At 63.8% G+C, this 14,118-nt stretch carries 13 protein-coding genes; 9 read left to right on the forward strand and 4 right to left on the reverse strand.

Going from position 1 to position 14,118, the window contains the following annotated elements; all coding sequences use genetic code 11:
* Positions 1 to 281 precede the first annotated feature (281 nt).
* From AABA84_RS14670 to tyrS, 3 genes are all read right to left on the reverse strand, one after another.
* Positions 282 to 719 carry a DoxX family protein gene (locus AABA84_RS14670; protein WP_338312386.1) on the reverse strand — a complete coding sequence of 146 codons (438 nt, stop codon included), beginning with the start codon at positions 717 to 719 and terminating at the stop codon, positions 282 to 284.
* Positions 720 to 938: 219 nt separating this feature from the next.
* A complete protein-coding gene (locus AABA84_RS14675) occupies positions 939 to 2,186 on the reverse strand; it encodes an MFS transporter (RefSeq protein WP_338312387.1) in 1,248 nt (415 codons plus the stop codon).
* Between the two features lie 57 nt (positions 2,187 to 2,243).
* Positions 2,244 to 3,497 carry a tyrosine--tRNA ligase gene (gene tyrS, locus AABA84_RS14680; RefSeq protein ID WP_338312388.1) on the reverse strand — a complete coding sequence of 418 codons (1,254 nt, stop codon included), beginning with the start codon at positions 3,495 to 3,497 and terminating at the stop codon, positions 2,244 to 2,246.
* A 164-nt stretch (positions 3,498 to 3,661) separates the two neighbouring features.
* Between tyrS and AABA84_RS14685 the strand changes: the two genes are divergently transcribed.
* The 3 genes from AABA84_RS14685 to AABA84_RS14695 all read left to right on the forward strand — a co-directional run bounded on the left by AABA84_RS14685 (position 3,662) and on the right by AABA84_RS14695 (position 6,606).
* Positions 3,662 to 4,765: an anhydro-N-acetylmuramic acid kinase gene (locus tag AABA84_RS14685; RefSeq protein ID WP_338312389.1), complete on the forward strand. Its 1,104-nt coding sequence runs from the start codon at positions 3,662 to 3,664 to the stop codon at positions 4,763 to 4,765.
* 829 nt (positions 4,766 to 5,594) lie between these two features.
* Positions 5,595 to 6,272 (forward strand): glutathione S-transferase family protein, encoded by a 678-nt coding sequence (locus AABA84_RS14690; protein ID WP_338312390.1) that lies wholly within the window; start codon positions 5,595 to 5,597, stop codon positions 6,270 to 6,272.
* Between the two features lie 10 nt (positions 6,273 to 6,282).
* A complete protein-coding gene (locus AABA84_RS14695) occupies positions 6,283 to 6,606 on the forward strand; it encodes a DMT family transporter (protein WP_338312391.1) in 324 nt (107 codons plus the stop codon).
* Here the strand turns inward: AABA84_RS14695 and AABA84_RS14700 are convergent.
* On the reverse strand, positions 6,603 to 7,250 hold the full coding sequence (locus AABA84_RS14700; RefSeq protein ID WP_014495555.1) for an alpha/beta hydrolase: 648 nt from the start codon (positions 7,248 to 7,250) through the stop codon (positions 6,603 to 6,605). The two genes, AABA84_RS14695 and AABA84_RS14700, sit on opposite strands and share 4 nt — an antisense overlap.
* Positions 7,251 to 7,597: 347 nt before the next feature.
* Between AABA84_RS14700 and AABA84_RS14705 the strand changes: the two genes are divergently transcribed.
* The 6 genes from AABA84_RS14705 to AABA84_RS14730 all read left to right on the forward strand — a co-directional run bounded on the left by AABA84_RS14705 (position 7,598) and on the right by AABA84_RS14730 (position 14,093).
* Positions 7,598 to 8,740 carry a cysteine desulfurase family protein gene (locus AABA84_RS14705; RefSeq protein WP_338312392.1) on the forward strand — a complete coding sequence of 381 codons (1,143 nt, stop codon included), beginning with the start codon at positions 7,598 to 7,600 and terminating at the stop codon, positions 8,738 to 8,740.
* A gap of 113 nt (positions 8,741 to 8,853) precedes the next feature.
* Entirely contained in the window at positions 8,854 to 10,350 is a 1,497-nt protein-coding gene (sufB, locus tag AABA84_RS14710; RefSeq protein ID WP_338306747.1) for a Fe-S cluster assembly protein SufB, read from the forward strand.
* Positions 10,351 to 10,412: 62 nt separating this feature from the next.
* Positions 10,413 to 11,165, forward strand: a complete 753-nt coding sequence (sufC, locus tag AABA84_RS14715) for a Fe-S cluster assembly ATPase SufC (RefSeq protein ID WP_165637354.1) — start codon at positions 10,413 to 10,415, stop codon at positions 11,163 to 11,165.
* A gap of 11 nt (positions 11,166 to 11,176) precedes the next feature.
* Positions 11,177 to 12,481, forward strand: coding sequence for a Fe-S cluster assembly protein SufD (gene sufD, locus AABA84_RS14720; protein ID WP_212244358.1), 1,305 nt, complete (start codon positions 11,177 to 11,179; stop codon positions 12,479 to 12,481).
* The gene (locus AABA84_RS14725) at positions 12,478 to 13,725 is read left to right on the forward strand and encodes a cysteine desulfurase (RefSeq protein WP_338306745.1); all 1,248 of its coding nucleotides are present in this window, start codon (positions 12,478 to 12,480) and stop codon (positions 13,723 to 13,725) included. The genes sufD and AABA84_RS14725 overlap by 4 nt, the downstream gene beginning before the upstream one ends.
* Positions 13,722 to 14,093, forward strand: a complete 372-nt coding sequence (locus AABA84_RS14730) for an SUF system Fe-S cluster assembly protein (RefSeq protein ID WP_338312393.1) — start codon at positions 13,722 to 13,724, stop codon at positions 14,091 to 14,093. The genes AABA84_RS14725 and AABA84_RS14730 overlap by 4 nt, the downstream gene beginning before the upstream one ends.
* The last annotated feature ends 25 nt before the right edge of the window (positions 14,094 to 14,118 follow it).

The raw sequence follows: 14,118 nt of genomic DNA on the forward strand, positions 1-14,118 counted from the left end.
GCTGCCGCGCGCGCAGCGTCCGCAGCCGGATGCGCACGCATGCAGGCGGAAACGCGCTTCGCCAGTGCGTGGCGCGTCAGGTCGCCGAGACAGATGATGTCGGAATGTGGTGGTGACCGAGCCCGGCCGGAGCGGCAATGAACCGATTCGTTCACCGCATCGTCATGGCCGTGCTGCTCGTGGCCGCCCTCGTCCTGATCTGGAACGTGCTGGGCGCGCGTTGAGTCGGCACTGGCAGATCCGCCGGTGCCGACTTGCGTTCAGGTTAATTTGCGAGCGCCTCAGCGCCGTGCGTAGGCATCGCCCGCCGCGTCACTCTCCTTGCCCATCAGCGCATCGACGCTGACCGAACCGCCGCCGGCGGCCGCGAGGTAGAGGCAGGCGAAGCAGAACAGGATTGCTGCGGTGCCGCCATTGAGCAGCGGCAAGAGCACCGGCGTTTCGCCTTTGAGCATGTGGCCCATGAAGTAAGCGAAGGCCATTTCGCCCGAGAGAATGAAAGCGGCGAGGCGGGTGAACAGGCCGAGCATCAGGAGCGCGCCGAGCACGAGCTCGAGCGCGCCTGCCGTCCAGATCAGCGGCGGGATGTTGGCGAAGTAGGGGAGCACCGGAAACTTGAAGATCTTTGCGATGCCGTACTGGAACAGCAGCAATCCGGTGACGAAGCGAAACAGGCTCAAGAGAACCGGTTGAAAGCGAGTGAGATAGGGAAAGTTCATTGGTTTGCCCTCCATCCAATATTGCGACTTGGACCGCATTCGGTTCTGTCCCGCAAGCCGCTCAGCACCAATTCCGCGCTGACATTTTCGTCATGTCGGACAAAACACCGCAGGCCGCGGTTTCAGCCGCGTGCGATCCGCATTTTTTGCGTGTGTTCGGGTCGCCCCGATCCGTAATTCCCCGGTGACACGAATGCGCGCAGGTTACCTCTGAGATACCTACCGCCGCAAGGCGGGCACGATCAGGAACGGGATCATCCCGAGCACCACGCTCGCAAGTGCGAAGGCTAGTAGCGCGTTATATCCGTGGGTCGCGTCATGGATCAGGCCGCCGCTCCAGGAGCCGAACGCCGAGCCGAGGCCGCTGCCGATCGAGATGGTGCCGTAGATGGTGCCGACCCGCTTGCCCTGGAAAATCCTCATCGCGGTGGCGCTGATCAGCGGACCGCGCGAGCCCATCATGCTGCCGAAGCAGACGACGAAGCCGGTGAGCAGCAGGATGTTCGGAGAATACTGCAACAGCCACAGCAGGACGATGCCGAGGATCGAGATCGCGTAGCTCAGCAGCACCGACGGCCGGCGCCCGATCAGGCCGTCGAGCGCGGAGACGCCGAGCATGCCGAATACCAGCACGACGCCGGAGAAGCCCCAGGCGGTCGCAGCCTGCAGCGGCGGGAAGCCGGCATCGATCAGATAGGCCACGATCTGTGCGGCGATCGCGTACATGCCGACGGCAGTGAAGAAGAAGGTCCAGAACAGCGCCCAGAAAGCGTGATGGCGCATGGCACGGAGCAGGGTCCAGCCATTGTCGACGAAATCAGGGTCGGTCCTCTTCACGACATGCGGCGAGCCCGCAGCGAACAGCCGCCACGGCAGCAGCATCAGCGGGAGCAACAGGCCGAGTGCCGTAAAACCGAATAGCTGGTAGGTGTCGCGCCAGCCGATGTGATCGATCAGGAGCTGCGAAGCCGGCAGCAGCGCCAGCACGCCGCCGCCCATCGCTGAATACACCACCGACATTGCGGTCGGCAGACGGGGTCCGAACCAGCGGCCGAGCAGGATCGAGTTCGGCACGATGCCGATGAAGGCAACGCCGATGCCGACGCAGAGGCCGATCGAGAGTTGGAACTGCCAGAGATGTTGCGCGTGGGCTGCGACCAGGAACGCCGCGCCCAGCAGCAGCAGCCCGAGCGCATAGACGATGCGCGGTCCGGAATGGTCGAACAGGCGTCCGACGAAGGGCGCGGTGAGACCGCTCGCGAGCCAGGTCAGTGAATAGACCGAGACGATCTGCGCGCGGTCCCAGCCAAAACTTTCCGAGATCGGCTTGAGGAATACCGTAAAGCTGTCGCCGAGCCCGCGGCCGAGCACGGCCAGCGTGAAGCACAGAGCGAGCACGACGAGCGCGGTGCGAACAGCGTGCCGCTGATCGCTCGCGACCTTCTCCCTGGGCGTGTTCTGATCCATTGCCCGTCAGGGAGCGCGCATCCGTGCGCCCTGACAAGCAGCGAAAAGCTCATACGCCTATGCAGGCTTAAGGAGGACGTGCTTCTTCTTGCCAAAGGACAGCTTGATCACGCCCTCTGGCGTCAGATTGTTTGCCGACAGCGCCATCTTTTCGTCAGTGACCGGCTCGTCGTTGACGCGAAGGCCGCCGCCCTTGATCTGGCGCCGGGCTTCGCCGTTGGATGCAACGAGGCCCGCCTTGACGAAGGCGTTGAGCACGCCGAGGCCGGCGTCGATCTCACCCTGCGGAATTTCCACCGTCGGCAGGGTTTCGGCCAGCGCGCCTTCCTCGAAGGTGCGGCGCGCGGTCTCCGCCGCCTCGTTCGCGGCCTCTCGGCCGTGCAGCAGCGCGGTCGCTTCAGTGGCGAGCACCTTCTTGGCCTCGTTGATCTCAGAGCCGCCGAGCGCCTCGAGCTTCTTGATCTCAGCCATCGGCAGCGTCGTGAACAGCTTCAGGAATTTGCCGACATCGGCATCTTCCGTGTTGCGCCAGTACTGCCAGAAATCATAGGGCGAGAACGCGTCGGCGTTGAGCCAGACCGCGCCTTGCGCCGTCTTGCCCATCTTGGCGCCCGACGCCGTCGTCAGCAGCGGCGTCGTCAGCGCGAACAGCTGATGGGTGCCCATGCGACGGCCGAGATCGACGCCCATGATGATGTTGCCCCACTGGTCCGAGCCGCCCATCTGCAATTTGCAGCCGGTGCGCTTGGCGAGCTCGACGAAGTCGTAGGCTTGGCAGACCATGTAGTTGAACTCGATGAAGCTCATCTCCTGCTCGCGCTCGAGGCGCAGCCGCACGGAGTCCATGGTCAGCATGCGGTTGACCGAGAAGTGCCGGCCGACGTCGCGCAGCATCTCGATCCAGTTCAGCTTGGTCAGCCACTCCGCATTGTCGAGCATGATGGCGTCGCTCTTGCCCTCGCCATAGCGCAATACCTTGGCGAACACGCCGCGGATCGATTCCTTGTTGGCCTCGATCTCGGCGACGGTGCGCATCGCGCGCGTCTCGTCCTTGCCGGAGGGGTCGCCCACCATGGTGGTGCCGCCGCCCATCAGCGTGATCGGCTTGTTGCCGGACTCTTGGAGCCAGTGCAGCATCATCATGGTCAGGTAATTGCCGATGTGCAGCGAGCGGGCGGTGCAATCGTAGCCGACATAGGCGGTCACTTCGCCCTTGGCGGCGAGCGCGTCCAGCCCCTCGAAATCGGAGCATTGGTGGATGAAGCCACGTTCCTGCAGGGTGTTGAGGAAATCCGATTTAAATGCAGTCATCTGTCGGCGTGCCTGACAATTCTTGGTTTACTGTTTTGGGAGCAATTTAAGGGTCTTCCGTGGGAACTCGATTGCTGCCCGCCACTTTGGCCTGTGGCATTATAAGATGTGTCCCTCTGGCACAAGATCGGCATGCCGGAGGGGTCTCTTGAGGACGCTGATCCATGATGTTGACGGCACTCGGTTTGATGAGCGGCACCTCGCTGGACGGGGTGGATGTCGCGCTGATCGAAACCGATGGAAAGCAGGTGAAGGCATTCGGGCCGTCCGGCTACCGGGCCTATAGCCCTGCGGAGCGCAATCTGCTGCGCCAGGCGCTCTCCGAGGCTGTGCACCTGCTGCAACGTGACGCCCGGCCAGGCATCCTGGCCGAGGCCGAGCGCGCGGTGACACGGGCCCATGCCGAGGCGGTTGCCGCCTTCTTTGCCCAGAACCGCATGAAGCCCGAGGACGTCGACATCGTCGGCTTCCACGGCCAGACCGTGCTGCACCGCCCCGAGAAACGGCTGACGGTGCAGATCGGCGACGCGCAGGCGCTGGCGAGAGCGATCCATATCCCCGTGATGCACGATTTCCGCGCCGCCGACGTCGAGGCCGGCGGGCAGGGGGCGCCCTTCGTACCCGTCTACCACCGCGCGCTCGCCAACTCGCTGGATCGCGAGGGTCCGATCGTCGTGGTCAATATCGGCGGCGTCTCCAACATCACCTATATCGACGGCAACGACACGCTGATCGCCTGCGACACCGGCCCCGGCAACGCGCTGCTGGACGATTTCATGTACCGCACCATGAACCAGGCGTTCGATGCGGAAGGAAAGTTCGCAGCGCTCGGGAAGGTCGATGAGGCCTGGATCGCGCGTGCGCTCGAGCTGCCGTTCTTTGCATTGCCTCCGCCGAAATCGCTCGACCGCAACGATTTCGCCGCGCTCAAGCTCGGCGATGTCGCCCCGGCCGATGGCGCGGCGACGCTCACCGCTTTCACCGCGGCGGCGATCGCCCGCATCATCCCGTTGCTGCCGCGTCGGCCGCGGAGCTGGATCGTCTGCGGCGGCGGCGCCCGCAATCTCACCATGCTGCGGATGCTGCGGGAGCGGGTTGGATCGGCGACCGTCGAGGCCGCCGAGACGCTCGGCTGGGCCTCCGACGCCATCGAGGCCCAGGCCTTCGGCTTCCTCGCCGCCCGCGGCCTGAAGGGCCTGCCGTTGTCCTATCCGGCCACCACGGGGGTGCCGATGCCGATGACGGGCGGGGTGATTGCCCGGCCCTGAGGGCGGCTTCCCGAATGGGGGCAACTGCATCGCCCTTTCAATTGGTTTCCAGATTGCAGACACGCCTTTGCAGTCTCGCGGCAGGTTTCGCCCGAGCCTTGCTGTCGTTCGGCGCCCTCAATCGGACCAAAGGGCGCAGGGAAGGCCGGGCGCCGGCGGCACCCGCAGGTCCGTGGGCGATAAGAACGCACACGGGGTGGACCACAGGTGTGCCGGTCGCCCGGCCTTCCCTGCGCGGATGGTTTTAACGGTGTCCTTCGTGCTCTCCTCGGGGAGCCGTTGCACTATTGCCCCCGTCGCCTTGCGGATGGCTGATGCACGTGCACGGTCGGGCCGCCGCATCACCGCAAGCCTTGACGCCAGAACCCCGGGCGTCGGGACCACACGACTTCTCCGTCCGCGGACGGCTTGGCCTCAGCGACCGGGGCTCGGTGTGCGCACCCCAGACCATCGACCAGACCGCTGTGACCGCGCCGTGTCGTATGCGCGTTGTGCCGGGACTCACGGTCGCCCGCCCTGTCCTCACGCACCTCGCGCCGGCGCTACCGCGTCCACCGCACCCCGGCCCGCATCTCGTGACGATCGCGAAGCGCCCCTCTGGCAGGGCCGGGATGGCGTGTGTATGCCATAAATCCGAAATTCGGGAAAGTGGAATATTTTTGCGGGCGGGGATTGACGGGTTTTGGGTGTTTTGCCCGACGCGTGCCGATGCCGATGACGGGCAGGGTGATCGGCTGGCCCTAAATTAATGCAAGTGCATTGATCTTGACAATTGATGCAAGTGCATCTATGTTGGGTGCAGCTGCATCGAAACGCCGGGATCTTGGCCATGACCGCTTCGCTCAAACTGATCAGCCACAAGCTTTGCCCCTATGTGCAGCGCGCTGTGGTCGCGCTGAAGGAGAAGGGCGTGCCGTTCGAGCGGATCGACATCGATCTCGCCAACAAGCCCGACTGGTTTCTAAAGCTCTCGCCGCTCGGCAAGGTGCCGGTGCTGGTGGTGACGACGGACCATGGCGAGGTCGCGCTGTTCGAGAGCAACGTGATCTGTGAATATATCGAGGAGACGCAAGGCGGCGCGAAGCTGCATCCGGCGGATGCGCTGAAGCGTGCCGAGCATCGCGCCTGGATGGAGTTCGGCTCTGCTATCCTTGGCGATCTCTGGGGACTGGAGACGACGACGGATCCGGCGACCTTCGAAAGCAAGCGGCAGGCGCTCGCCGCGAAATTCGCGCGTGTCGAAGCGGCGCTCGGCGCGGGGCCTTATTTCGCGGGCGATGGGTTCAGCCTGGTCGATGCGGTGTTCGCGCCGATCTTCCGCTATTTCGACCTGTTCGACGAACTGACCGAGCACGGCATCTTCAGCGATCTTCCGAAGATGCGGGCGTGGCGCGCGGAGCTTGCGAAGCGTCCGAGCGTACGAACCGCGGTCGGCGCAGACTATCCTCAATTGCTGCGCGCCTTCCTGGTGCGGCACGACGCGTATCTGCTCAAGCTCGCCGCCTGAGACGACGCCGATGTCGCAATCCTTGGCCTGGCTGATGCTGGTGGTCGCAGGCGCGCTCGACGTCGGCTGGGCGGTCTCGATGAAATATGCGGAGGGCTACACGCGCGTAGGTTGGAGCATCGCTTCGCTCGTGCTGCTCGCAGCCTTCGTTGTCCTGCTCGGGCGTGCCCTGAAGGTGCTCGAGGTCGGCGTCGCCTATTCGGTCTGGACCGGCATTGGGGCTGCCGGCACCTTCGTGATGGGCGTGGTGCTGTTCGGCGAGACCTTGAGCGCGATGAAGCTTGCAGGCATCGCGCTCGTCTTGATGGGGATCGCCGCGCTAAAGCTCGCTTAGCGCACGTTGGCCAGACGCATGTCGAGATAGGCCGTGATGGTTTCCATCAGCGGCTCGAGCTTGGCGTCGAAGAAGTGATTGGCACCGGGGATGACCTGCTGGTCGATCACGATGCCCTTCTGAGTCTTCAGCTTCTCGACCAGGGTGTTGACGTCCTTGGGCGGCACCACCGCATCCTTCTCGCCGTGCACGATCAGGCCTGAGGACGGGCAGGGCGCGAGGAACGAGAAGTCATAGAGGTTCGCCGGCGGCGCGATCGAGATGAAGCCCTCGACCTCGGGGCGGCGCATCAAAAGCTGCATGCCGATCCAGGCGCCGAAGGAGAAGCCGGCAACCCAGCAGGCGCGCGCTTCGGGATTGATGGTCTGTGCCCAGTCGAGCGCGGCGGCGGCATCCGACAATTCGCCGGTGCCGTGGTCGAATGAGCCCTGGCTGCGGCCGACGCCGCGGAAGTTGAAGCGCAACACCGAGAAGCCGCGATGCGCGAACGCATAGTAGCACTGGTACACGATCTGATGGTTCATCGTGCCGTGAAACTGCGGATGCGGATGCAGGATCATCGCGATCGGCGCGTTCTTCTGCTTGGCCGGGTGATAGCGGCCTTCGAGACGGCCGGCAGGGCCAGTGAAAATAACTTCAGGCATCGATGATCTCTTGATTGATTTGCTGGAGAGACGATCCTCGGCAATCAACCGATTGTGGCCTCATCGGCGGGTGCCGACGGAAGCGCGAATGAAGGGTGAGAAGGCGCGCCTTGCGGTGATGCGCTAAAGGCGCGCGGTGACTTGACGGTGCGGGTTCTAACATAGGCAGAGGGTCAAAAAGCAAGCATCTTGAACATCACTCAATGGGCTCAAGATGTTAGCGTGTCATGGTCGCGTCATCGGCTGCCGCGGATATGGAATCGCCGTTGCCAAGCGCGTGCCGGGGCGCCATGTCGGGCCGGGTGCGTCCCAAGGGCCGGGTCCCAAGCAAGGTAATATAATACTACATGCGGAACCGCGTTTATCTCGACTGGAATGCGACCGCGCCGCTCCGCGCGGAAGCGCGACGCGCAATGCTCGCCGCCTGGGACCTGGTCGGCAACCCGTCATCGGTCCATGCTGAGGGGCGGGAGGCGCGACGGCTGGTCGAGGAGGCCCGTGCCACGCTGGCAGGAGCGGTAGGGGCACTGCCGCGGAACGTCGTCTTCACCTCCGCTGGAACGGAAGCCAACGCGCTGGCGCTGTCGCCTGGCCTGCGGCGCTCGTCCGGCGGTGCGGTGGTCGAGCGGCTGCTGATCTCGGCTGTGGAGCACGCTTCGGTGCTGGCCGGTGGCCGGTTCGCGGCGGACAAGATCGGTCTGATTCCGGTGATGCGGGCCGGTGTGGTTGACCTCGACCATCTCAGGAGCCTGCTCGGTGACGGTCCTCCGGCACTGGTTTCGGTCATGGCCGCGAACAACGAAACCGGCGCGCTCCAGCCGGTCGCGGAGGTTGCCCAGATCGTCCGTAAGGCCGGCGGTCTCCTGCACGTCGATGCAATCCAGGCGCTTGGAAAAATCCCATTCGAAATCAATGCTATGGGTGCGGATCTTGCGACTTTTTCTGCACATAAGGTCGGCGGCCCCAAGGGGGTCGGCGCCTTGGTCGTCGCGGAGGGACTGACGGGACTGGAGCCGCTGCTGCGGGGAGGCGGCCAGGAGCTGAACCGGCGCGCGGGAACCGAGAATGTTGCGGGAATCGCGGGCTTTGGCGCTGCGGTGAAGGTCGCGCTTCAGACTCTTTCAGAGGATGCGGAGCAGATGGCAACCCTCAGAATTCGCTTGGAAAATGGCATCCGGGCAATCGCAGGCGCAACGATCTTCTCAGAGGATGTCCGGCGGTTGCCAAATACCGTTCTTTTTACCGCGCCCGGCCTCAAGGCTGAGACCGCCGTGATCGGCTTTGATCTCGAAGGAATCGCAGTCTCCTCGGGTTCGGCCTGTTCCTCGGGCAAGGTCCAGCCGTCCCACGTGCTGTCGGCCATGGGGTATGATCCCGCCGTGGCCCAGGGAGCGGTGCGCCTCAGTCTGGGCTGGTCTACAGAACCGGACGACATCAATAGGGCGTTAGAGGCTTGGCGAAAGCTCGGTAATACCCTACTTAGAGACTAAGCGACGAAACACGGCTTGAACGGTTCTAAGCGCGTGCTTTCGGCCAGAAAACATCGTAATACTCGTCCGAGTTTGATCCACCGCGGTCCTTGAAACCGCGAGCGGAGGATAGAATGCCAGCCGTGCAAGAGACGGTCGAGCGCGTGAAGCGCATCGACGTCGATCAGTATCGTTATGGGTTTGAGACCCTGATCGAGTCCGACAAGGCCCCCAAGGGATTGTCGGAAGAGACCGTCAAGTTCATCTCCGAGAAGAAGAACGAACCTGCCTGGATGCTCCAGTGGCGGCTCGAGGCCTATCGGCGCTGGCTGACCATGACCGAGCCGACCTGGGCGCGCGTCGACTATCCCAAGATCGATTTCCAGGACCTCTATTACTATTCTGCGCCGAAGCCGAAGAAGTCGATCACCTCGCTCGACGAGATCGATCCGGAGATCCTGAAGACCTACGAGAAGCTCGGCATCCCCTTGCGGGAAGTCGCCATGCTCGAAGGTGTGGAACCCAAGCCCGGTGAGGAAGATCCGGCGCGCCGCAAGATCGCGGTCGATGCTGTCTTCGATTCGGTCTCGGTCGCCACCACGTTCAAGGCGGAGCTGAAGAAGGCCGGCGTGATCTTCATGCCGATCTCGGAGGCGATCCGCGAGCATCCCGAGCTGGTGCAAAAGTATCTCGGCTCGGTGGTTCCGACCTCGGACAATTTCTACGCGACGCTGAACTCGGCGGTGTTCTCCGATGGCTCGTTCGTCTACGTGCCGCCGGGTGTGCGTTGCCCGATGGAGCTGTCGACCTATTTCCGCATCAACGAGCGCAACACCGGCCAGTTCGAGCGCACGCTGATCATCGCCGACAAGGGCTCCTACGTCTCCTATCTCGAAGGCTGCACCGCGCCGCAGCGCGACGAGAATCAGCTGCACGCCGCCGTGGTCGAGCTCGTCGCGCATGACGATGCCGAGATCAAATATTCGACGGTGCAGAACTGGTACCCCGGCAATTCGGAAGGCAAGGGCGGCATCTACAATTTCGTCACCAAGCGTGGCGACTGCCGCGGCGACCGTTCGAAGATCTCCTGGACCCAGGTCGAAACGGGTTCGGCGATCACCTGGAAATATCCGAGCTGCATTCTCCGCGGTGACAATTCGAGCGGCGAGTTCTACTCGATCGCGATCTCGAACGGTTTCCAGCAGGTCGACTCGGGCACCAAGATGATCCATCTCGGCAAGAACACGTCGAGCCGCATCATCTCGAAGGGCATCGCCGCCGGCAAGTCGCAGAACACCTATCGCGGACTCGTGACGGCGCATCGGAAAGCCACCGGCGCGCGCAACTTCACCGCCTGTGACTCCTTGTTGATCGGCGATAAATGCGGGGCGCACACCGTGCCGTACATCGAGGCCAAGAACTCCTCGGCGACGTTCGAGCACGAGGCGACGACCTCGAAAATCTCCGAGGACGTGCTGTTCTACTGCATCCAGCGCGGTCTTTCGCAGGAGGAGGCGGTCGGCCTCGTCGTCAACGGCTTCGTCAAGGACGTGCTGCAGCAACTGCCGATGGAATTCGCGGTGGAAGCGCAGAAGCTGATCTCGATCTCGCTTGAAGGGTCGGTCGGCTGATCGCCGACCCTCGCGGTGCGCCTCGGGCGCTCCAACATCAATTGAACAAACTGGATACCAAGATGGCTTTGCTTGAAGTGAAAGACCTCAAGGTTCGTGTCGAGGAGCGTGAAATCCTCCACGGGCTGACGCTGACCGTGAACGAGGGCGAGGTGCACGCGATCATGGGGCCGAACGGTTCCGGCAAATCGACGCTCTCCCACGTCATCGCCGGCAAGCCCGGCTACGAGGTCACCGACGGCCAGATCCTGTTCAAGGGCGAGGATCTCCTGGAGATGTCGCCTGACGAGCGCGCCGCCAAGGGCGTGTTCCTGGCGTTCCAGTATCCGGTCGAAATCCCCGGCGTCGCCACCATGAATTTCCTCCGCACCGCGCTGAACGCGCAGCGCAAGGCCCGCGGCGAGAGCGAGTATTCCACGCCGGACTTCCTGAAGAAGGTTCGCGAGGTCTCGAAGTCGCTGAACATCCCCCAGGACATGCTCAAGCGCGGCGTCAATGTGGGCTTCTCCGGCGGTGAGAAGAAGCGCAACGAGGTGCTGCAGATGGCGCTGTTCGAGCCGAGCCTGTGCATCCTCGACGAGATGGATTCCGGCCTCGACATCGACGCGCTGCGCATTGCTGCCGACGGCGTCAACGCGCTGCGTTCGCCCAAGCGCGCGATGGTCGTCATCACCCATTATCAGCGGCTGTTGAATTACATCGTGCCCGACGTCGTGCACGTGATGTCGAAGGGCCGTGTCGTGAAGAGCGGCGGCAAGGAGCTGGCGCTGGAGCTGGAAGCCTCCGGCTATGCTCAGTTCGAGGACGCCGCGTAAGGAATTTTGCGATGAACGTTGCTGTGGCAAAGACCGGAAAGGGCCGCGCGGTGAGCGATCTCTTCACCAGCGCCGAGGGCCGGCTGCCGGGTTCGACCGCGGTCACCGCCGTGCGACGCGAGGCGTTCGAGACCTATGAGCGTCTCGGCCTTCCGCACCGCCGGATCGAGGAATGGAAATACACCGACCTGCGCGCGCTGGTCGGCGAGGTGCTGCCGCTTGCGGCCAGCCCCGATGCGGCCGCGCTGAAGCGCGCCGCGGACGCTGTGAAGGTGCATGCGATCGCGGGCGCCCGCAAGCTGGTGCTGGTCGACGGCATGTTCGCAGCCGATCTCTCCGACGTGAAGGCGCTGGCCGCCGAGGCGGGCTTCAGCACGCTGCGGGAGACGCTGGAGAAGGATGCCGGTCTGCTGAAGACCGCGTCCACCGATGCCGTGATCGCGCTGAACGCTGCCATGGCGACCGATGGCGTGGTGCTGTCGATTGCCGACGGCGCGCAGCTGTCCGCTCCGATCCAGATCATCCACATTGCGACGGCCGCGTCGGCGTCGGCCTTCACCCGTTCGCAGGTCGCGGTCGGGAAGGGCGCGCGCGTCACCATCATCGAGAGTTTTGTCGCGGCTGGCGCCAAGACTTACCAGGTCCATGACGCTGTGTTGGTGACGGTCGGCGACGATTCCGACGTGGCCCATATCCGCCTGATGGACGATGCGCCTGACGCGCTGAATGTCTCGTCGCACTTCGTCACCGTCGGCGCCAACGTGAAGCTCAACTTCTTCAACATGACGACCGGTGCCGCGGTCAGCCGCCTCCAGGGCTTCATCACGCTGGCGGGCGAGGGCAGCGAGCTCTCGGCCAACGGCGTCAACCTGTTGCAGAAGACCGAGCATGGCGACACCACGCTGGTGGTCGACCACGCCGTGCCGAACTGCGTCAGCCGCGAGATCTTCCGCGCCGTGATCGACGACCGCGCTCATTCGGTGTTCCAGGGCCGCATCATCGTCCGTCCCGATGCGCAGAAGACCGATGGCAAGATGATGACGCGCGCGCTGCTGCTCTCGGATGAAGCCGAGGCCGACAACAAGCCCGAGCTCGAGATTTTCGCTGACGACGTCTCCTGCGGTCACGGCGCCACCGCCGGCGCGCTCGACGACAGCCTCTTGTTCTATCTGAAGGCTCGCGGCCTGCCCGAGAAGCAGGCCCAGGCGCTGCTGATCCAGGCGTTCGTGGGCGAGGCGATCGAGCAGATCGCCGATGACGGCTTGCGCGAGCACGTGATCGGCATCGCCGAGCGCTGGCTGGAGCGGCGCCAATGAGCACGCATCCTGCAGTCAAGAACGGTGCCTATGACGTCGCGCGCGTGCGCCAGGATTTTCCGGCGCTCGCCATGCAGGTCTACGGCAAGAAGCTGGTCTATCTCGACAACGCCGCCTCTGCGCAGAAGCCGAGCTCCGTGCTCGATCGCATGACGCAGGCCTATACGAGCGAATACGCCAACGTGCATCGTGGCCTGCATTACCTCGCCAACGCCGCGACCGAAGCCTATGAGGGTGGCCGCACCAAGGTGGCCCAGTTCATCAACGCGCCCCGTACGGAAGAAGTGATCTTCACCCGCAACGCGACGGAGGCGATCAACCTGGTCGCCTCGTCCTGGGGCGGGCCGAACATCAAAGAGGGCGACGAGATCGTCATCTCGATCATGGAGCACCACTCCAACATCGTGCCTTGGCACTTCCTGCGGGAGCGCCAGGGTGCCGTGATCAAATGGGCGCCGGTGGACGACGAGGGCAATTTCCTGATCGACGAGTTCGAGAAGCTGCTGACGGCCAAGACCAAGCTGGTCGCGATCACGCAGATGTCGAACGCGCTCGGCACCATCGTGCCGGTCAAGGAGGTCGTGAAGATCGCCCACGCGCGCGGCATTCCCGTGCTGGTCGATGGCAGCCAGGGCGCGGTGCATCTGCCCGTCGACGTCCAGGACATCGGCTGCGATTTCTACGTCTTCACCGGCCACAAGGTTTATGGGCCGACCGGCATCGGTATCCTCTGGGCCAAGTACGACCACCTCGTCGCGATGCGTCCCTTCAACGGCGGCGGCGAGATGATCCGCGAGGTCTCGCGCGATGTCGTCACCTATGGCGATCCCCCGCACAAATTCGAGGCGGGCACGCCCGCGATCGTCGAAGCCGTCGGCCTTGGCGCGGCCATCGACTACGTCAATTCGATCGGCAAGGAGCGTATCGCCGCGCACGAGCACGATCTCACCACCTATGCCCAGGATCGGCTCCGCGAGATCAATTCGCTGCGGCTGATCGGCACGGCACGCGGCAAGGGTCCGGTGATCTCCTTCGAGCTGAAGGGCGCGCACGCCCATGATGTCGCTACCGTGATCGACCGCCAGGGCATCGCGGTGCGCGCCGGCACCCATTGCGTCATGCCGCTTTTAGAGCGGTTCAATGTAACGGCCACCTGCCGGGCCTCGTTCGGCATGTATAATACGCGGGAAGAAGTCGATCATCTGGCACAGGCGCTCTTGAAGGCGCGGGATTTGTTCGCATGAGTGACACGGCCGAAATCAAAGCTAGTCCGATGGAGACCCATTCGGCGCTGCCGCCGGAGGAGACCGAGCGGCTGACCACGGAGATCATCGCCGGGCTGAAGACCGTGTTCGACCCGGAAATCCCGGCCGACATCTACGAGCTCGGCCTGATCTACAAGGTCGAAATCAAGGACGATCGCTCCGTCGACGTCCAGATGACGCTGACGACGCCGAACTGCCCGGCCGCCGGCGAGCTGCCGACCATGGTCGAGAACGCGGTTGCCAGCGTCCCCGGCGTCGGCGTGGTCGACGTCAAGGTCGTCTGGGAGCCGCCGTGGACGCCCGAACGCATGAGCGACGAGGCGCGCCTCGTGCTCAACATGTGGTGACGGTCTCTGCTCGCATTGAATTCGC

The organism is Bradyrhizobium sp. TM239, from assembly GCF_036247985.1.
GTDB classification, from domain to species: Bacteria; Pseudomonadota; Alphaproteobacteria; order Rhizobiales; family Xanthobacteraceae; genus Bradyrhizobium; species Bradyrhizobium ottawaense.